This is a genomic window from Streptomyces sp. CS113 (genome assembly GCF_002188365.1).
Classification (GTDB): domain Bacteria; phylum Actinomycetota; class Actinomycetes; order Streptomycetales; family Streptomycetaceae; genus Streptomyces; species Streptomyces tendae.
The window spans coordinates 3,786,617-3,805,801 of record NZ_KZ195574.1 but is presented as its reverse complement, the minus strand read 5'-3'; the positions used below and the strand labels follow the sequence as shown (position 1 = coordinate 3,805,801).

Here is a 19,185-nt window from a genome sequence, read left to right as displayed (position 1 = left end):
GGGACCGCCGTACGGGGGTCGGCGGTTCCGGCACCCCGCATCCTGGAAGGGAACCACCGCTCATGGCCACCGCTCCGGAGACGGCCACGACGTCCGCCACGGCTTCGATGTCCGCCACGGTCGCAACGTCGGGCACGGGCTCGACGTCCGCCAAGGGCTCGACGTCCGCGTCGGTCGCAACGCCCGGCACGGTCGCGCCGCCCGGCACGGCTTCGACGTCCGCCGCGGTCACGTACGACACCGCCGACGCCGGGGCGTACGAGGTGCTGCGCGACCGGCTCGCCGCGCAGAGCGCCGACCTCGCCCGCCGCGCCGACCTCCTCAACAGCCGCCGGGTGGAGGAGTTCGGCTCGGCCCGGCTCGCGCTGGCCTCCACCGAGCGGCTGCGCACCGAGCACCCGGGCGTGCCCTGCGACCTCGCCGCCGTCGGCGGCGTCCTGCTCCTGGGCTCCACCGGCCGCCGGGGCGACCGGCGCTCCCGGACCGCGGCCGTGGCCGACGTCTTCACCCTGTACGACCGCGACCTGAACCCGCTGCCCGAGGCGGCCGTACCGGGCCTGCTCGACGACCCCGCCTTCGTACGGGAGTTCGCGGACCTGCACCGCTACTACCGGCAGGCCCGGCTGCTGCGGCTGCGCGCCGTCGGCGGCAGGCTGCTGGCCGTCTTCCGCACCGGCGAGAAGGCCGACGACATCCGCGTCCTGCGCTGGGAACTCACCGAGGACGGGCGGGCGGTCTTCCTCGACGCGCGCGGCGAGCGCGACGACGAGTTCCCCCCGTCCCACGACTTCGAGTGGACCGCGGCGACCCGCGAGGACCACGTCCTGGGCCGCCACCCGCACGTGTCGGTGCGCGGCGAGTTCCACGTCAGCGCGGTCGGCGGCGCCCTCACCGTCAAGCTGGAGGACGACACCGAGACCGCCGAGGGCGTCTACTCCGAGCCCGTCGCCGACCCCCTCCAGTCCCTGGCCGACGCCGACATCGCACACGCCCGGGTCGGCGCCCTGGTCCTGCTGCGGGTCCGGCCCTACAAGGAGGACACCGACCGGTACCTGGTGTTCAACACCCTCACCAAGTCGGTGGTCCGCCTGGACGGCATCGGCCTGGCCTGCCGCCGCCTGCCCGACGACCAGGGCATCGTCTTCCCCGGCGGCTACTGCCTGGCCACCGGCGCCCACAAGACGTACGAACTCGACGCCACCGGGCTCGAGTTCGAACGCGAGATGCGCTCGCCGAACGGCGAGGACGTGCTGTACGCCTTCCACGCGCGCGGCGAGAGCCGGGGCCTGCTGCTGTCGTACAACACCATCCGCAAGGAGGTCGCGAACCCGCTGCTCTGCCGGGGCTGGGCCCTGGCGGAGGACGGCACGTTCGCCGTGCTGCGCGCGGACGGCGAGGAACCCGCGCAGGTGCACCCCGTGCAGCTGTGGCACTCGCCCTACGTCTCCGACACCCACGCCGCCGCCGCGCCCGCCGGGAGCGGACCGCTGGCCCGCGTGGGCAACGCCGACCTGGTGCGCGGCATCTCCGCCTGTCTGTCCGTCGCCGGGGCCGTCGGCGAGGGCATCACCACCGCCGAGGGCTACCGGGCGCTCGCCGCCTCCTGCGTGCGCGCCGCCGACGCCCACCACTGGCTGGGCGAGGCGGACCTGGGCGACCTGGCGGGCGCGCTGGCCGCCGTACGCGAGACCGCCGAGCAGGTGCTGGCCGAGTTCGAGACGGTACGGGACCTGACCCGGCGGGCGGCCGAGGCCCGTGACGAGGCCGCCGGACGGATCGCGTCGGTGGTCCGGCGGCTGCGCGGCGAGGCGCCCAAGGAGGCCGCCGCCTGGGTGCGGGGCCTGACCGAACTGCGGCACGCGCACGGGCACCTGCTGACCGTGAAGGAGCTGCGGTACGCCGACGCCCCCGGCATCGACGCCCTCGCCGAGGACACCGAGGCGTCCCTGGCCGAGCTGGGTCGGCGGGCGGTGGCCTTCCTCGCCCGCGACGACGCCTTCGACGCCCAGCGCGCGGACGTCGAGGCGCTCGTCGCCGACGCGGAGGCCATCGCCACCGTCGCCGAGGCCGGACCCGTCGCGGCCCGGCTCGACGAACTCGCCGACGGACTGCGCACGGTCACCGACGTCGTCGCCGAACTCGACATGGGCGACGCCACGCTCCGCACCGCCCTGCTGGAGCGCGTCGCGGCCGTCCTGGGCGGCGTCAACCGCGCCCGAGCCACCCTCGACGCCCGCCGCCGCGCCCTCCTCGACCGCGAGGGCCGCGCCGAGTTCACCGCCGAGACGGCCCTGCTCGGCCAGGCCGTCACCGCCGCGCTCGCCGCCGCCGACACCCCCGAGCACTGCGACGACCAGCTGGCGCGGCTGCTCGCCCGCCTGGAGGACCTGGAGTCCCGCTTCGCGGAGTTCGACGGCTTCCTCGCCGAACTCGCCGACAAGCGCACCGAGATCTACGACGCGCTCGCCGCCCGCAAGCAGTCCCTCTCCGACACCCGCGCCCGCCGCGCGGAGCAACTCGCCGCCTCCGCCGCCCGGATCATGGAGACGGTCGCCCGGCGGTGCGCCACGCTCGCCGACGCCGACGCGGTCAGCACGTACTTCGCCTCCGACCCCATGCCGGCCAAGGTCCGCCGCACCGCCGAGGAACTGCGCGCCCTCGGCGACAGCGTCCGCGCCGAGGAACTGGACGGGCGCCTCAAGTCGGCCCGCCAGGAGGCCTCCCGCGCCCTGCGCGACCGCACCGACCTGTACGCCGACGACGGCCGCACCCTGCGCCTGGGCGCCCACCGCTTCGCCGTCAGCACCCAGCCCCTCGACCTCACCCTCGTCCCCGACGGCGACGGGCTCGCCTTCGCCCTCACCGGCACCGACTACCGCTCGCCGGTCACCGACCCGGACTTCGCGGCCACCCGCGCCCACTGGGACCGCACCCTGCCCTCGGAGTCCCCCGGCGTGTACCGCGCCGAACACCTCGCCGCCCGGCTGCTCCGGGAGCACGGCGCACGCGCCCTCGCCGACGCCGACGACCTGCCCGCCCTCGTCCGCGAGGCCGCGCAGGAGGCGTACGACGAGGGCTACGAGCGGGGCGTGCACGACCATGACGCGACGGCCGTCCTGACCGCGCTGCTGCCCCTGTACGACAGGGCCGGGACCCTCGTGCACGAACCGGCCGCCCGCGCCGCCGCCCAGCTCTTCTGGACCCACGGCACCACACCGCGGGCGCGCGGGTCCTGGACCCGCCGCGCGCTGTCCCTGGCCCGCGCCCGGGCCGCCTTCGGCCTCTCCGCGGCGATCGGAGACCTGGAGGAGGAGCTGGCGGCGGCCATCGACGCGTGGTCGGGGCCGAGTTCGGGGCGGCGACCGGGGCCGGGGGAGACGGTGGCGGGGTCGGCCGGCCGCGCGGGTGCCGGTCCCGGCCTCGCGGGAACGGCGGGCGGCGGCTCGGCGGACCCGGCGGCTGCGGCGGCTGCGGGCGGTGGGGTCGCCGCTTCGCCGCCGGGTGCGTCCGGCGCGGTGGCCGGAACGGCCGGGGTTCCTGCTTCGGCGGCCGGGGCCGGTTCGCTGGTGGGGGCGGCCGATTCGGCCGTGGGGGCGGCTGGTCCGGCCGCCGCGGGGGGCACCCGTCGGGCGGCGGGCGCGCTCCCGGCCGCAGGAGGCAGGGCCCGCACGGCCGAGGGCTTTGCGGGGGCGGCCGGGACCGTCGGCCCTCCGACCGGCGCGCTCGGCCGGCCCGCAGGCCCGTCGGGCTCCGGTGCGCAGGGGGCCCGCGCCGCCGCCGCGTACCTTTTCCACGAGCTGACCGCCGGCCCCGAAGGCTTCGTTCTCGGCGCCGGTACGCGCACGCTCCTGGAGAAGTTCCGCCGCACCGTGGGCAGCCCGGCCTACGACGAGGATCTGGCCGCGGTGGACGGCCTGGCCGCCCGGGGACAGCTCGCCGAGGCGTGGATCTCGTCGTACGCCGCCGCCACCGGCGCCGGCCTCACCCCCGGTGACCTGGCCGAGGCGGTCGCCGCCGAGCTCTGCCCCGACCTGCCCCGCTACGACGGGGACGCCCCGCCGACGGCCACGGCCGAGGGCCTGCTGGGCAGTCACCCGCGGGTCACGGGGGGCCGGCTGCCGCTTCGCCTCGACGAGTTCCTCGCCCGTACCGCCCGCTTCGCCGCGCACGACGTCCCCGCGTTCCGCGCCTACCAGCGGCGCCGTACCGCCCTGACAGGCGCCGAACGGGATCGTCTGCGCCTGGACGACCACCGTCCGCGGGTCCTGTCCGCCTTCGTCCGCAACCGCCTCGTGGACGAGGTCTACCTGCCGCTCGTCGGCGACAGCCTGGCCAAGCAGCTCGGTGCCACCGGCGACGGCAAGCGCACCGACACCGGCGGCCTCCTGCTGCTGCTCTCCCCGCCCGGCTACGGCAAGACCACCCTGGTCGAGTACGTCGCCGAGCGGCTCGGCCTGATGCTGGTGAAGATCAGCGGTCCCGCGCTCGGCCGCGCCGTCACCTCGCTCGACCCGGCCGACGCCCCGAACGCCACCGCGCGCCAGGAGGTCGAGAAGATCAACTTCGCGCTGGCGGCCGGGAACAACACGCTGCTCCACCTGGACGACATCCAGCACACCTCCCCGGAGCTGCTCCAGAAGTTCATCCCGCTGTGCGACGCCACCCGCCGGGTGGACGGCGTGCGGGACGGCCGCCCCCGCACCTACGACCTGCGCGGCAAGCGCTTCGCCGTCTGCATGGCCGGCAACCCCTACACGGAGTCGGGCGCCCGCTTCCAGGTCCCCGACATGCTCGCCAACCGCGCCGACGTCTGGAACCTGGGCGACGTCCTGACCGGCAAGGAGGACGCCTTCGCGCTGAGCTTCCTGGAGAACGCGCTCACCGCCAACCCGGTCCTGGCCCCGCTGGCCGGCCGCGACCGGACCGACCTGGAGCTGCTCGTCCGCCTCGCCACCGGCGACCCCACCGCACGCGCCGACCGCCTCGGCCACGCCTACCCGCCCGCCGAACTGGAGCGGATCCTGTCCGTCCTGCGGCATCTCGTGGCCGCCCGGGAGACGGTGCTGGCCGTCAACGCCGCCTACATCGCCTCCGCGGCCCGGTCGGACGACACCCGTACGGAGCCCGCCTTCCGGCTCCAGGGCTCGTACCGCAACATGAACAAGATCGCCCAGCGCATCCGCCCCGTCATGAACGACGCCGAACGCGACGCCGTCCTCGACGACCACTACACCGCCGAGGCGCAGACCCTGACCCACGGGGCCGAGGCCAACCTCCTCAAGCTCGCCGAGCTGCGCGGCACGCTCACCCCGGAGCAGGCCGCCCGCTGGGCCGAGGTGCGCACCGCCCACGTCCGCGCCCGCACGCTGGGCGGTCCGGAGGACGACCCGCTCACCCGTGCCGTCGCCGCCCTGGGCCACCTCGCGGACCGGGTCGCCGCCGTCGAGTCCGCCATCACCCGCGCCGCCGACCCCCGCCGTCTCCTGGCCGGCCCGCACGCGCGGCACGCCGCCGGCGGGCCGGAGCGGTGACCGGCGGGGTCGCTCCCAGCCCCGTTCACCGCCGCGCTCCCAGCCCCGCTCACCGCCCCGCCGGGTCCGGCACGTCGAAGGCCTCCAGCAGGTCCGACGTGTCCGCCGGCCCGCCGTCCAGCCGCTGCTCGGACCAGATGGTCTTGTCGTGGCGGCTGTGCCGGACGCCCCAGTGCGTGCTGAGCCGCATCACGATGAACAGGCCGCGGCCGCCCTCGTCGTTCTCCCGGGCGCGGCGCAGATGGGGACTGGCGCTGTTGGCGTCCGTGACCTCGGTCAGCAGCCGGCCCCGGTCCCGGATGAGCCGCAGCCGCACCGGGCCCCTGCCGTAGCGGATGGCGTTGGTGACGAGTTCGCTGACGACGAGTTCTGTGGTATAGACCGCCTCGTCGAGGTTCCAGGCGGCGAGCTGCCGGTCGACGAGCCGCCGCGCGGTGCCCACCACGGAGGCGTCGGCGGGCAGCGTCCAGTCCGCGACGTGCTCCGGCGGCAGGGCACGGGTGCGCGCGAGCAGCAGGACGGCGTCGTCGTGGCGGGAGGGCGCCATGTGGTACACGGCGGTGTCGCACAGCTCCTGCAACGGCCGCGTGGTGGAGGCCAGGATGTGTTCGAGGCGGCGCCGGGCGGCGTCCCCGTGGTCGCCGTTGCCCCTGGTGAGGCCGTTGGTGTGGAGGGCCAGCAGGGTGCCGGGCGCGAGTTCGAGCACGGCCGGGGTGAAGACGTGTCCGCCGCCGGTCCCGAGCGGCGGCCCCTGCGGGACCTCCACGGCGCGGGGGACTCCGTCGGGGTCGATGACGACGGGCGCGGGGTGTCCCGCGCGGACCATGGTGCAGTGCCGGGAGACGGGGTTGTAGACGGTGACCGCGCAGGTCGCCACCGGCGGGTTCGGACCCGGCCCGGAGCCGTTCGCCAGCTGGGAGGCGACCTCGTCCAGGTGGGTCAGCAACTCGTCCGTCTCCAGGTCCCGCAGGGTCAGGGTGCGCAGCGCCAGCCGGAGCTGGCCCATCGTGGCCGCCGCCTCGATGCCGTGGCCGGTGACGTCCCCGACGACCAGGGCGACGCGCGTACCGGAGAGGGGCACGACGTCGAACCAGTCGCCGCCGGCGCTCTCGGGCAGGTACACGTGGGCGGTCTCCACCGCCGAGAGCCGGGGGATCGCGCCGGGCTGCAACCGGCGCTGGAGGGCGGCCGCCACGGTGTGCTCGCGGCGGTAGTGGTGCGCGTTGTCCAGGTGCACGGACGCGGTGAACGCCGCCTGCCGGGCCACGTCCAGGTCGGCCTCCTCGAAGGGGTCGGTCCGGTGCCGGTACAGGGTCAGCAGCCCGAGCACGGTGTCCCGGGCCAGCAGCGGGGCGACGATCATGGAGTGCACACCCGTCCGGACCAGCGGTTCGAAGGCCTCGGGGTCGGTGGCCAGCCAGGGGTCGTCGGACGCGACGCGGACCAGCCGGGCCCGCATGTCGTTGAGGACCTGCGTGTACGGGGTGGGGAAGGGCAGCGGGCGGCTGTCGCCCTCCTTGCGGCTCACCTCCGCGGACGGCGGGGCGAAGGCCACCCGGCGCAGCGGAACCCCCGTCGGCGGGGGACCGGCCGGGCGCTCGGCCGCGACGGCACCGTCGTCGAGCAGGTCGACGGTGGCCGCGTCGGCGAAGGCGGGCACCAGGGCCCGCACCAGCTCGTCGCCCGTGGTCCGTACGTCCAGCGTGGAGCCGACCGTCGCGTGCACCTGGCTGAGCACGGCGAGCCGGTCCGCGGCGGCCTGCCGCTCGGTCACGTCCTCGACCACGCCCACCAGGCCGGGCCTGCCGTCACCCAGGTCGTGCAGCGGGAAGAGGGACACCTCGACGGCCAGCGCCCGGTACGGGTCGGACGGCGACGTGCCGCGGACCAGGCGGCCCCGCAGCGCCTCGCCGGTCGCCCAGACCTCGTCGATCAGGCCCTGGAGTTCCGCCGCCTCGAACCCGGGGGCGAAGTCGGCGATGCCCTGTCCGAGGACGTCCTCCTCGGACAGGCCCCGCACTCCCCGGCCGGCCGGGTTGTAGCGGGCGACCTTCTGCTCGGAGTCGAAGACGAACAGCCCCTGGGGCGAGTTGGCGAACAGCGCGTTGAGCACCGCGGCGTCGCCGATGGGGTCGCCTGTCACCGCACGCTCCCTTCGCGGCCTTCCCTCTCACCTTCTCGCATCGGCACCGCCCGGCAACTCGGTCCGGCGGCGGTTTGCGGTACGGCGCACGGTGCACCCGGCAGGCACCGAGACGTACGCGCCAGCAGACGCGAGCAGCCGCAGACACGAGCAGACGTAGACGCAGACGCGAGCAGCCGCAGACGCGAGCCGTCACGAGCAGACACGAGCAGAAGGGAGCGGCCGCCATGACCACCACCGTGAACGACCTACTCCGTACCTACCCGGCCGACCTGGGCGACGTGGACCGGGACGCCATGGCCAGGTGCATCGAGGAGTGCCTCAGGTGCGCCCAGGCGTGCACCGCGTGCGCCGACGCCTGTCTGTCGGAGAGCACGGTCGCCGATCTGACCAAGTGCATCCGCACCGACATGGACTGCGCCGACGTCTGCAACGCGACCGCCGCCGTGCTGTCCCGGCACACGGGCTACGACGCCAACGTGACCCGGGCCGTGCTCCAGGCCTGCGTGACCGTCTGCCGGGCGTGCGGCGACGAGTGCGCCCGGCACGCCGACATGCACGAGCACTGCCGGGTCTGCGCCGAGGCGTGCCGCAGCTGCGAGCAGGCGTGCGACGACCTGCTCGCCGGCCTCGGCTGAGACCGGCGAGCGGCATGCCGGGGGCGGTCAGTGGTAGGCGTGGACGACGGCGTGGCCCTTGCCGCGGCCGATCATCCACTTGTTGACCGGCGTGGTGATCACGAACGCGACGGCGAAGCCGCCGAGCAGGGCGTACCAGAACAGCCCGTCGGAGAGGTGCGCGTCCATCGCGCCGGGGACGAGGGCGATGATGCCGTTGTCGACCAGTTCCATCACGGCGATGGAGACGGTGTCGGCGGCCAGCGCCACCTTGACCGCGGCCTTCATGGACACCCCGGCGCGCACGACGGCGAACAGGGTGAAGGAGTAGCCGAAGACGAAGGCCAGGGCGATGGCCAGCACCATGGTCGGCACGTTGCCCCACATCAGCGCGGTGCCGACGACCATGCCGAGGATCTCGCCGATGGCGCACCCGGTGAGGCAGTGCAGGGTCGCCCGCATGGCCGTCGCCCAGGTGGTGCCGTGGTGGTGCGTGCTGTGGTCCATGCCCGCCACGTTATACCCCCTGGGGGTATCCAGGCCAGTCGTTCTCCGAGCCCTTCTCCCCGTCCGCCGTCCGCCGTCCGTCATCCGTCATCCGTCGTCACCAGGCCTCCGAGTCCCTCGCCCCGTCCGCCGTGGGCAGCGCCCCGGCTGCCCCGGCCGTCCGGCCCGTCGCCCGCACCCGCGCGGCGACCAGCGGGAACACGAGTACGGAGATCATCGCGGCGCCCACCAGCGAGGCCGCCAGGTCCGTGTCGATCAGCTTCTGGTCGACGCCGATGGTCGTGATGGCGACGACCAGCGGCAGGCACGTCGAGGCGAACAGCGCCAGCGCCACCCGGTCCGCGCGATCGAGATCCCTGGGTGCGAGGAGGTACACCGGGACGCCGTGCACCAGCAGGAAGAGCAGCAGGAACCCCGGCACCAGCAGCAGGGCGCCCGGGTCGTGCAGCAGCGCGTCCAGGTCGAACTCGATGCCGGTGACGACGTAGAAGAGCGGCACGAGGAAGCCGAACCCCATGGCCTCCACCTTGCCGAGGACCTCCCCGCTGCTCGCGGGCGCCGCCCGGTGCAGGACGAGCCGGGTCAGGACCCCGGCGGCGAACGCGCCCAGCAGGACGTCGAGGCCGAAGACCTCGGCGAGGCCCAGCATGCAGGCGAGCAGCAGCATCACGAACCGGACCGCGAACTGGCCGCTGCTGTGCAGGGTCAGCTCGGTCAGCCGGGCGAACCAGGGCGGCCTCGGGCGCAGCGCCCAGAACACGGCGGCGGCCGTGATCGCCCCGAACGCGGCCAGCAGCGCCGCCGACTCGGCCGGCCGGCGACCGCTGAGCAGCAGCGCCACGGCGATCACGGGCCCGAACTCGCCGACCGCGCCGAACGCCGAGATCACCGTCCCGAACCGGCCGCGCAGTTCGCCGCTGTCCCGCAGCATCGGCAGTACGGTGCCGAGCGTGGTGCTGGTGAGGGCGGTGCCGACGACGAACGCCTCGAAGACGTCCCCGCGGCTGATGAGCAGCGCCAGCGCGATCCCGGCGACCAGGGCGAGGGGCCAGGACCACAGGGAGCGGCGCAGGGTGTCGCCGCGGACGGCGGCGAAGTCGATCTCGTAGCCGGCCAGGAAGATCAGCATGGACAGGCCGAGGTCGGCGAGCGTGTCGACCACTTCGCCGGGGCGGGCCCAGCCGAGCACGTCGGGCCCCATCAGGATGCCGAGGACGATCTCGAAGATGACCAGCGGGATCCTGACCCGCCGCCCCGTGGCGTGGACGAGGAGCGGCGCCAGCACCGCGGCGGCCATGATCAGGACAAGGGTGCCCGGATGGCTCATGAGGCGCCGCCGCGCCGCCGGACCACGGACTGCCGCGTACGTCGGAGACCCGCGTTCCGTGCCATCGACGCTCCCTCGCGAACGGCGTGCCGGGACGGGACACCGGCGGCGCCCGCCCCTGCCACTGTCGCCCGCCGGCCGGGCCGCAACTACCGGACCTACGCCGGAAGGGGGAGCGGGGCGCCGCCGCCGGGAAGGCGGGAGCGCGCCCGGGACGGATGCCGGTACGGAACGGGGGCAGGCGTGATGATGTCGCTACCCGCCGCACACACCGGTGAGTGCCATGACCTCCTCCGCGCGTCGCAGTACCGAGTCCCCGCAGACGACGACCGATGAACTGGTGGCGGAACTGCGGCGGGTGCGGGCGGAGAACAGACAGCTCAAGCAGGCCCTCGCCTCCCACGCCGCGGTCGACCAGGCCATCGGCGTCCTGACCGTCCTGGGCCGGATCAGCCCCGCCGACGGCTTCACCGTCCTGCGGGAGACCTCCCAGCACACCAACGTCAGACTCTCCGTCGTCGCCGAGTACCTCCTGGACCACGCGCGGGGCGCGCCGCTGCCCGCCGTCCTGCACGGCGAACTCCACGCGGCCCTCTCCCGCCGCGCGAGCCCGCACACCGGTCCCTGACCCGGACCCCGAGCTTTGCCGACACCGGCGGCTGCTGCGGCAGGGAAGAATGACGGCATGGCGACTTGCGAGAAGTGCGGCGCGGACAAGCGTCGTTGGCCCCGCTCCTGCTCCCGGTGCGGGTCCGGCTCGGGCCGGATGGACGCCGCCGCGGACGTCGCCGACGTGGCCGTGCAGAGCGGACTGTTCGGCTGGCTCTGGCGCGGGGTCGTGAGCGTGGTCCGGCTGGTGCTGCGCGCGCTCGGCTGACGGGGCCGCGCCCGGCCCCGAGGGGACCCGCCACCCCGGACTTCAGGGGGCGAAAGCCTTGAGTGTCGCGTCGACGAGTGCGTCCGCGTACGCGGGCGTCAGCGGACCGCTGCGGTGCAGCCACCTCACGAAGAGCGGTGCGTAGAGCATGTCGAGCACCAGGTCGAGGTCGGCGTCGGGGGCGAGCTGGCCCGCCTCCCGGGCGCTGCGCAGGCGTGCCTTCTTCGCCTCGTCCAACGGCCCGGCCAGCTTCGCGCGGTACTCGGCCGCCAGCGCGGGGTCGTTGGCGATCTCGGTGTTCAGGGCACGGATCAGCTTGTCGAAGGAGGGGTCGGCGAACTCCTCGACCGTGGCGCGCAGGACGAGCACCAGGTCGGCCCGGAGGTCGCCGGTGTCCGGCAGCGTGACCGACTGCCCGTCCGCGTCCTCGCTCAGAGCCAGAAGGGCGGCGACGACGACCGCGCTCTTCGACGGCCACCGCCGGTAGATCGTCTGCTTGCCGACGCCGGCGCGGGCGGCGATGGCTTCGAGCGTGACCTTCTCGTACGGCTCCTCGGCGACCAGAGCGCGGGCGGCGGCGAGGATCGCCTGCCGGGACCGTTCCTTGCGCCGGGAGTGGTCCGGCCCTCTCTCCGTGGACATGCGGCCACTCTACCGGGAAAGGAAACGAGACGGACCGTATTGATAAGGCCGTCCCGATGCCCTACGCTCAAAACGAACCGAGACGGATCGTTTCATTTACGTGAGGTGACGCAGCATGACGGGCGCAAGGGTCTGGTTCATCACCGGCGCATCCCGCGGCCTGGGACGCGCTTTCACCGTGGCCGCCCTGGCGGGCGGCGACCGCGTGGTGGCTGCCGCCCGCGACGTCGGGCCGCTGGAGGAGCTGGCCGAGGAGTACCCCGGCCACCTGGTCCCGCTCTCCCTGGACGTCGCCGACCGCGAAAGGGTGTTCGACGCGGTGGAGCACGCGGCGGCCGCCTTCGGCAGGCTGGACGTCGTCGTCAACAACGCGGGCGCGATGCTCTACGGCATGGTGGAGGAGGCCACGGAGGAGCAGATCCGGGCCCATATGGATGTGAACTTCTTCGGCGCCGTGTGGGTGGCCCAGGCGGTCCTGCCCCACCTGCGTGCCCAGGGCGGCGGGCGGCTTCTCCAGGTCACCTCGATGGGCAGCGGCGGAGGCATGGCCACGGTCGGCTACTACGGCGCGGGCAAGGCGGCGCTGGACTCGGTGAGCGAGGCGCTGGCGATGGAGGTCGAAGGGTTCGGCGTCAAGGTCACCATCGTGCAGATGGGCGGCTACAACACCGGCCTGTTCACCGCCGGCACCACGAACACCGAACCCATGGCGCCGTATCGGCCCCTGCGCACCGAGATGGAGGCGATGTGGGGCGACGCCGTCGCCCCGGAGCCGGACACCGCCGCCCGGGTCGTCATGGAGCTGGCCGCACTGCCAAACCCGCCCCGACGGCTGATCGTCGGCAGCCAGTCCTTCGACCATGTCCTGGAGATGGACCGGGCCCAGGCGGACCTGTACCGGGCCTGGGAGCCCCTCAGCCGCATGGCTCCGGGCTGACCCCGGCAGGCACGCAGACGGGCGAGTACGGCGGAGGGGAGCCGGGGTCAGGGGGTGACGATGGGGAAGTCGGGGTCGGGTTCGTCCAGGACCGACAGCAGCGTCCGGAGTGCGGTCGGGTCTCCGCTGTGCTCGATGCCGTCGAGGCCGGTTCCGCCTGCCAGCAGTTCCATGAGCCGCGGTGTGGTCAGGGAGAGCGCCAGGTCGGCGCTCGCGTCGGCGCGGGCGGTGCGGTAGTGGACGAGGACTCCGTTGCGGAGGATCACCTGGTGGCGTTCACCGAGGTCGGTGAAGTGCCAGTGCGTGGACACCTCGTGTTCCCACGCATTGGGGCCGTCGACCCGGATGGCGAGGGAGTCGAAGACCTGGTCGACGCTGAGCGCGGACGCCATGCTGCCGGCGACGATCGGGACCCGCTTCACGCCCTCGCGCAACTCCTGCGCGGCCGTGAGGTAGTTGTTGCGCCACGTCCCGCACTCGGCGCCGTGCCCGAGCCGCTCGAAGACCCGCGCGAGCAGCTCCTTGGCCTCGGTGCTGTCCGGCGCGGCGAAGGTGGCGTGCTTCAGGAGCTGGGCGGCGAAACGCAGGTCGCCGTCGTCGGCGTAGGAGCGCGCCTTGTCCAGTACGGCGTCCAGGCCGCCCATGCAGTCGACGTACCGCTTCGCGCTCGCGGTCGGCGGGTGCTCCCACAGCGAGGAGGGATGACCGTCGTACCAGCCCATGTACCGCTGGTAGATCGCCTTGACGTTGTGGCTGACCGAGCCGTAGTAGCCGCGTGCGTGCCATGCCTGCGCGAGCGCGGGCGGCAGTTCGATGATCTCGGCGATCTCGGTGCCGGTGTGGCCCTGGTTGGTCAGCCGCAGGGTCTGGTCGTGCAGGTAGGCGTAGAGGTCGCGCTGCTCGGACAGGAACGTCTTGAGGCGGTCGGTGCCCCAGGTCGGCCAGTGGTGGGAGGCGAACAGGACGTCGGAGTCGTCGCCGAAGAGCTGGATCGCCTCGGTGAGGTAGCGGGACCACACTCGCGCGTCGCGGACCACGGCGCCGCGCAGGGTCAGGATGTTGTGCAGGTTGTGGGTGGCGTTCTCCGCCATGCACAGGGCCCGCCGCTCGGGGAGGTGGAAGTTCATCTCCGACGGCGCCTCGGTGTCCGGCGTCATCTGGAAGCGGAACAGGACCCCGTCCAGCCGCTCCTCCTGGCCGGTCCGGGTGACGTCCAGCGTCGGCGGCAGCAGGCTCGGCAGCCCGTGCGACGCGGTGAAGCCCAGCCCCACCCCGATCAGGCCGTCCGGCCCGGCGGGCAGGTTGCCACCGGTGTGGTAGACACCGCGCCGCAGCATGGCGGTCCCCGCGTACACGTTCTCCGCGACCGCGTGCTCCATCAGCCCCCGGGGCGCGACGATCGGCACGTCGGCGCCCTCCTCGACGACGCCGAGGGTGCCGCCGAAGTGGTCGATGTGCGAGTGGGTGAAGAGCACCGCGGTGACCGGGCGGTCGCCGCGGTGCGCGCGGTACAGGGCCAGCGCCTCGCGGGCGCACTCGGCCGAGACCAGCGGGTCGACCACGACGACCCCGCGCTCGCCCTCGATCAGCGTCATGTTGGACAGGTCGAAGCCGCGCACCTGGTAGACCCCGTCGGTCACCTCGTACAGCCCCGCGCGGGCGCACAACTGCGACTGCCGCCACAGGCTCGGGTGCGCGGTGCCGGGGCAGTCGCCGGCCAGGAACGCGGTGGCCCCGAAGTCCCACACCACCCGTCCGTCGTCGGCGGTGACGACCGGCCCGGCGGGTGGCGCGACCAGACCCCGGTCGGCGTCCTCGAAGTCGGTGCGGTCCGCGAAGTCGGGCAGCCCGGTGGCGGGGGACCGGTCGGACAGGCTCACGCTGACCTCCTGGACGCGTGTTCGCCACGGCGGGCGGTCGCCGTCGCTTCGTCCGCACCATCCTCGGTACGGCGGCGGCGAACGACCCGCTGGGCTTGGCCGGACGAGTGACCTGCGGCCCGGCGTCGCCCGCGTCCGGGAGGCGGCCGCGGCAGAGGCGGGCACCGTCACCGTGCCGATCCCCGAGACCGAGCTTTCAGGACCGGCCGTCGGTGCCGAGGGCGTGTTCTGCGAGGAACGCGCCCGCGTGGGCCGCCGCTTCTTCCGCGGTCGCATGGCGCGCCCCTTCCGCGGCCCTGCCGGACGCCCCGTCAGCCCCCTTGCCCGTCCAGCTCCATACCCCGGCCGGGGCCTGCGCCAGCTCGGCGGTCCCTCCGAAGAGCGCGAGTCTGCGGGTGTCCGCCACCGCGGATGCCGCGCGGCCGACGGCGTCGGGCCACTTCTTGCGAGCGCCCTGGCGGGTGATGCCCCAGACGGCTCCCAACTGCTCGTAACTCGCGCCGTAGGAGCCGGCGGTCGCCGCCGCCCGCCCGGCCAGCCGCCTGACCTCGCCGTCCACGACCTTCCAGGCGGCCAGGACGGACAGCGCCACCTCGACGGGATCGGCGTCCCACGCGCGGTCCGCGGGCAGCCCTGTCTGACGGGACCGGATTGCGGAGGCCAGGGGATTCAAGGCGTCGTACAGGGCCTTGTCCAGCACTGCCTGCTCTTCTGGGGTGATCTCGGGGACCATCATGTGACAACTATAGTTCCCAGATCCCGCAACTGGGAACTAAAGTTTCCCGCCACTCGTGCGGCGATGGGGACTGGGAGAGTGCTGACCCGGGGTCCCGCACGGGAATGTGCGGGGGCCGACGGGGATGTCCGGCGCGGTGATGTCCGGCGCGGGGACGTCGGGGTTCATCGGTGGTAGGCGGTGGCGGCGACGGCGGGCAGGAGGGCGAGGGAGAGGATGCCGCCGGTCAGCGCGAGGGCGGGGTAGCTGGTGGCGGCGACCATGATGCCGGAGGTGATGCCGCCGGTGGCGCCGGCGATGGCGATGGAGACGTCGACCAGGCCCTGGGTCTTGGCCCGGGTGGCAAGCGGCACGGTGTCGGTGATGATCGAGGTGCCGGAGACGAGCCCGAAGTTCCAGCCGAGCCCGAGCAGGGCCAGGGCGAGCGCGAGGAGCGCGACGGAGCCGCTGGGCGCGGCGGCGGCCAGGATGCCGGCGGCCAGCAGGGTGACACCCGACGCGGCGGCGAGCTTCATGCGGCCGTAGCGGTCGACGAGCCAGCCGGTGAGCGGTGAGGGCAGGTACATGGCGCCGATGTGGATGCCGATGACGAGGCCGGACGCGGCGGTGGAGTGGCCGTGGTCGTGCATGTGGACCGGTGTCATCGTCATGATCGCGACCATGACGAGCTGGGTGAGGATCATGACGAGCGCGCCGAGGACGACGCCGCCGCGGCTCTCGCCGGTGTCGGCGGTGTCGGCGGCGGCCGGGTTGGCCGCAGCGTCGGATTCCTTGGCCTGGGCGACGGTTCGGGCCAGGAGCAGCGGGTCGGGGCGCAGCCAGAGGGCGAGGACGAGGGCGGCCAGTGCGTAGGCGGCGCCGGAGATGACGAAGAGTCCGGCGAGGTGGGGGATGCCGAGGTGTTCGGCGAGGGTGCCGGCGGGGGCGGCGAGATTGGGTCCGGCGACGCCGCCGAGGGTGGTGGCGACCAGGACGGTGGACACCGCGCGGGCGCGGTGCCCGGGTGGGGCGAGGTCGGCTCCGGCGTAGCGGGCCTGGAGGTTGGTGGCGGTGCCGGCACCGTAGACGAACAGGGCGAGGAACAGCAGGACGGGGTTGTCGAGGACGGCGGCGGTGATGACGCCGGCGGAGCCGATGGCGCCGGCGAGGTACCCGGTGGCGAGGCCGGGGCGGCGGCCGCGGGCCTGGGAGATGCGGCCGACGGTGACGGCGGTGAGGGCGGAGCCGGCGGTGAACAGGGCGCTGGGCAGCCCGGCGAGGCTGGTGGTGCCGAGCATGTCCTGGGCGAGGAGGGCGCCGACCGTGACGCCCGCGGCGAGACCCGCGCCGCTGAGGATCTGGGAGGCGACCAGGACGCGCAGGATCCGCCGCTGGGCGTGGACGGGATCGGATATGAGTCCCGGCGTTGCGGCGGGTGCGGCGTTGGTCATCTCTCTCCTCATGTGTGAGCCGGCCGGTCCCGGACGGGAGCCGGCGGCCGGGCGCGGTTTCGTACGGGGTCAGGCCGGCGTCCGGGCGCGGTTTCGTACGGCGTCGGGCCGGTGGCCCGTCTATTCGTACGGTGTCAGGCCGGTGGCCCCGTCTATTCGTACGGTGTCAGGCCGGGGCCTGTCTCCCGGGGGCGGTGACGTGCTGGGCGGTCCCCTTCACGTCGGCGGACGCGGCGAGGATGGCACGCGCCGCGCGTTCACCGGAGGCGAGGGCGCCTTCGACGTGCCCGGCATGGCCGGTGGCCGTCTCGGTCGTCGCCCAGTGCAGCCGGCCGTCGAGGGCCGGGCGCTGGTAGAGACGGTGGCCGAAGAGTGAGTGGTCGGCGAGGCGCCGCACGGTCGACGGGGCGGTCCACCGCTCGGTGCTCCAGTCCCGCACGTGCAGGGCCGCCGGGGCGCCGGCGGGCGGGCCGAAGAGCCGGGCGAGCTGAGCGACGGCGGCCTGCTCGAAGCCGGGGCGTACGGTGCGGGCGTGGGCGAAGCCGAACAGCGCGGCGGGCTCGCCGTCGGGCCCGGACATGTCGTGGATCTCCTGGAGCGGGCCGGTCCTGCTGAACGTCGCACCCGCCAGCCCGTCCTGGCGCCAGAACGCGTCCGGGTAGTGGGCGACGACCTTGACGGCGGAGCCCATCCACACGGGGGTGGCCCGGGCCAGGCGCACGAGGTCGGTGGGGAGGGCATCGTGGAAGTCGATGCGCTCCAGGGCCAGGGCCGGAGGGACGGCCAGGACGACGTGCCCGGCACGGAGGGTGCCGGCCGGGGTGAGCACGTCTAGGCCGCCCTGGCCGGCCGGGCGGATGGCGGTGACGGGCGTGTCCAGCCGAAGAGCTCCGGCGGGCAGCGCGGCGGCGAGGGCGGCGGCGATGCTCTGTGCCCCGGTGGCGAAGCGGCGGGAGGGGGCGTCGATCAGGTTGCCGGTGAGGCGGCGGACGCCGGTCGTCTCCTGGAGCATCGTGTCGCCGGCGAGGTGCTGCTCGAAGACGGCGATGCCGCTGCGGGCGGCCAGGTTCCGTACGCGATCCTCGCCGTCCCAGAACCAGGTGGCTCCCAAGTCGAGCGCCCGCCCCGGGTACTCGACAGGGGTGGAGAGCAGGCGTCCGCCGACGCGGTCGCGGGCCTCCAGGACGACGACGTCGCGGCCGGCGGTGTGCAGGGCGTCGGCCGAGGCGAGTCCGGAGGCGCCGGCGCCGACCACGATGACGTCGTGGGCTTCCTGGTGGGACATGGTGGCTCCATTCTGAGCAGGCTGAACCCCCGCAGTCGTCGGTGGTCGCGGCATCGGGCGGAAGACGGGGCGGTACTCCACCCGCCGGCCGCGTGGCGGGTGGAGTACCGCCCGCCGCGTGGCGGGGCGCGCGGCGTGGCGAGGGGCCCGCTACTCGCCGCCGGAGGTGTCCAGGACGATGCGGAAGCGGGGAGCGCCGGAGCGCAGCCGGGTGACGGCGTCGTCGGCCTTCTCCAGCGGCATCCGCTCGATCATCGGCCGGACACCCGTGGTGACGGCGAAGGCCATGGCCTCCTCCGTCTCGCGCGGGCTCCCGGTCAGGTGCCCGGTGAGGGTATGACCGTTCATGACCAGCCGGGCCGCCGGGACGGTGACGGATCCCGCGTCGACGCCGACGAGGGTGAGCTGCCCATGCGTGCGCAGCCCGGTGAGCAGTTCGTCCACGGGTGCGGTGGCGGAGGCGGTGCAGACGATGAGGTCGGCGCCGCCGAACTCCTTCAGGACGGCTCCGGGCGCGTGGGCGTCGCTGTCGACGTAGTGGTGAGCGCCGAGCTCGCGGACGAGGTGTTCGCGGTCGCCGCCGCGGGCGATGGCCACGGTCTCGTACCCGAGCTTCGCGGCGAACTGCACGGCGAGGTGGCCCAGGCCGCCGATGCCGAAGACGGCGACCCGTCCTCCGGCGCGGATGCCGGCCTTGCGGATCGTGTTGAAGGCCGTCACTCCGGCGCAGCCGAAGGGGGCGGCGTCGAAGAGGTCGAGGCCGTCGGGGATGCGGGCGAGAGCGTCGGCGGGCACGGTGATGTTCTGCGCCCAGCCGCCCGGGTACGACAGGCCGGGGATCCTGCGTTCGGCACAGTGGACGACGTCGCCCGACCGGCAGTGCGCGCAGTGGCCGCAGCTGCCGCCGAACCAGCCGACGGCCACCCGGTCGCCGGCCACCCAGCCCTCGACCCCGTCGCCGGTCCCGGTGACGACACCGGCGACCTCGTGGCCGGGGGTGACGGGGAAGGCGGTGTCCTCGCCGGTGGCGGCGGCCGTTCCGATGTCGGCGTTGCACACGCCGATCGCCACCACCGACACACGGACCCACCCGGCGGGCGGCGGAACCGTCCCGGCCGCCACAGCGTGCAGGGATCCGCGGGGCTCGGTCACGACCATGGTCACGGCGCTGTCCGACATGCTGCCTTCCGTTCCGACGACGCTACTCATAGCTTCTGCTTATGCTGAAGGAGTAGGCCTCTTACCGTAGGCAGAGGAAATCCCGCCTGGTAGA

At 74.2% G+C, this 19,185-nt stretch carries 14 protein-coding genes; 5 read left to right on the top strand and 9 right to left on the bottom strand.

The window, feature by feature from the left end; all coding sequences use genetic code 11:
- Nucleotides 1-62: 62 nt before the first annotated feature.
- On the top strand, nucleotides 63-5,531 hold the full coding sequence (locus B9W62_RS16700; protein ID WP_256976447.1) for a DNA repair ATPase: 5,469 nt from the start codon (nucleotides 63-65) through the stop codon (nucleotides 5,529-5,531).
- Between the two features lie 49 nt (nucleotides 5,532-5,580).
- On the opposite strand, the gene B9W62_RS16695 is transcribed toward B9W62_RS16700, so the two are convergent.
- Complete coding sequence (locus B9W62_RS16695) at nucleotides 5,581-7,674, bottom strand: ATP-binding SpoIIE family protein phosphatase (RefSeq protein WP_087807907.1); 2,094 nt, start codon at nucleotides 7,672-7,674, stop codon at nucleotides 5,581-5,583.
- Nucleotides 7,675-7,901: 227 nt separating this feature from the next.
- Here B9W62_RS16695 and B9W62_RS16690 point away from each other — a divergent pair, with 227 nt between their 5' ends.
- Nucleotides 7,902-8,312: a four-helix bundle copper-binding protein gene (locus tag B9W62_RS16690; RefSeq protein ID WP_087807906.1), complete on the top strand. Its 411-nt coding sequence runs from the start codon at nucleotides 7,902-7,904 to the stop codon at nucleotides 8,310-8,312.
- A gap of 27 nt (nucleotides 8,313-8,339) precedes the next feature.
- On the opposite strand, the gene B9W62_RS16685 is transcribed toward B9W62_RS16690, so the two are convergent.
- Together B9W62_RS16685 and B9W62_RS16680 are read right to left on the bottom strand one after the other, a co-directional pair.
- Nucleotides 8,340-8,798 carry a DUF4396 domain-containing protein gene (locus B9W62_RS16685; RefSeq protein ID WP_142200060.1) on the bottom strand — a complete coding sequence of 153 codons (459 nt, stop codon included), beginning with the start codon at nucleotides 8,796-8,798 and terminating at the stop codon, nucleotides 8,340-8,342.
- Nucleotides 8,799-8,895: 97 nt separating this feature from the next.
- Nucleotides 8,896-10,125, bottom strand: a complete 1,230-nt coding sequence (locus B9W62_RS16680; RefSeq protein ID WP_087807905.1) for a cation:proton antiporter — start codon at nucleotides 10,123-10,125, stop codon at nucleotides 8,896-8,898.
- Between the two features lie 283 nt (nucleotides 10,126-10,408).
- On the opposite strand from B9W62_RS16680, the gene B9W62_RS16675 reads away from it, so the two are divergent.
- Nucleotides 10,409-10,753: an ANTAR domain-containing protein gene (locus B9W62_RS16675; protein WP_087807904.1), complete on the top strand. Its 345-nt coding sequence runs from the start codon at nucleotides 10,409-10,411 to the stop codon at nucleotides 10,751-10,753.
- 57 nt (nucleotides 10,754-10,810) lie between these two features.
- Nucleotides 10,811-11,002 carry a hypothetical protein gene (locus B9W62_RS16670; RefSeq protein WP_087807903.1) on the top strand — a complete coding sequence of 64 codons (192 nt, stop codon included), beginning with the start codon at nucleotides 10,811-10,813 and terminating at the stop codon, nucleotides 11,000-11,002.
- Between the two features lie 42 nt (nucleotides 11,003-11,044).
- On the opposite strand, the gene B9W62_RS16665 is transcribed toward B9W62_RS16670, so the two are convergent.
- A complete protein-coding gene (locus B9W62_RS16665) occupies nucleotides 11,045-11,644 on the bottom strand; it encodes a TetR/AcrR family transcriptional regulator (protein WP_087807902.1) in 600 nt (199 codons plus the stop codon).
- Between the two features lie 115 nt (nucleotides 11,645-11,759).
- Between B9W62_RS16665 and B9W62_RS16660 the strand changes: the two genes are divergently transcribed.
- The gene (locus B9W62_RS16660; RefSeq protein WP_087807901.1) at nucleotides 11,760-12,581 is read left to right on the top strand and encodes an SDR family NAD(P)-dependent oxidoreductase; all 822 of its coding nucleotides are present in this window, start codon (nucleotides 11,760-11,762) and stop codon (nucleotides 12,579-12,581) included.
- Nucleotides 12,582-12,628: 47 nt separating this feature from the next.
- On the opposite strand, the gene B9W62_RS16655 is transcribed toward B9W62_RS16660, so the two are convergent.
- The 5 genes from B9W62_RS16655 to B9W62_RS16635 form a co-directional block, all read right to left on the bottom strand.
- The gene (locus B9W62_RS16655) at nucleotides 12,629-14,461 is read right to left on the bottom strand and encodes an alkyl/aryl-sulfatase (protein ID WP_087807900.1); all 1,833 of its coding nucleotides are present in this window, start codon (nucleotides 14,459-14,461) and stop codon (nucleotides 12,629-12,631) included.
- A gap of 196 nt (nucleotides 14,462-14,657) precedes the next feature.
- The gene (locus B9W62_RS16650; RefSeq protein ID WP_256976444.1) at nucleotides 14,658-15,197 is read right to left on the bottom strand and encodes a hypothetical protein; all 540 of its coding nucleotides are present in this window, start codon (nucleotides 15,195-15,197) and stop codon (nucleotides 14,658-14,660) included.
- 164 nt (nucleotides 15,198-15,361) lie between these two features.
- Nucleotides 15,362-16,627, bottom strand: a complete 1,266-nt coding sequence (locus B9W62_RS16645; protein WP_087807899.1) for an MFS transporter — start codon at nucleotides 16,625-16,627, stop codon at nucleotides 15,362-15,364.
- 166 nt (nucleotides 16,628-16,793) lie between these two features.
- Complete coding sequence (locus B9W62_RS16640; RefSeq protein ID WP_087807898.1) at nucleotides 16,794-17,912, bottom strand: flavin monoamine oxidase family protein; 1,119 nt, start codon at nucleotides 17,910-17,912, stop codon at nucleotides 16,794-16,796.
- 150 nt (nucleotides 17,913-18,062) lie between these two features.
- Complete coding sequence (locus B9W62_RS16635; RefSeq protein ID WP_256976441.1) at nucleotides 18,063-19,091, bottom strand: alcohol dehydrogenase catalytic domain-containing protein; 1,029 nt, start codon at nucleotides 19,089-19,091, stop codon at nucleotides 18,063-18,065.
- Nucleotides 19,092-19,185: the final 94 nt, after the last annotated feature.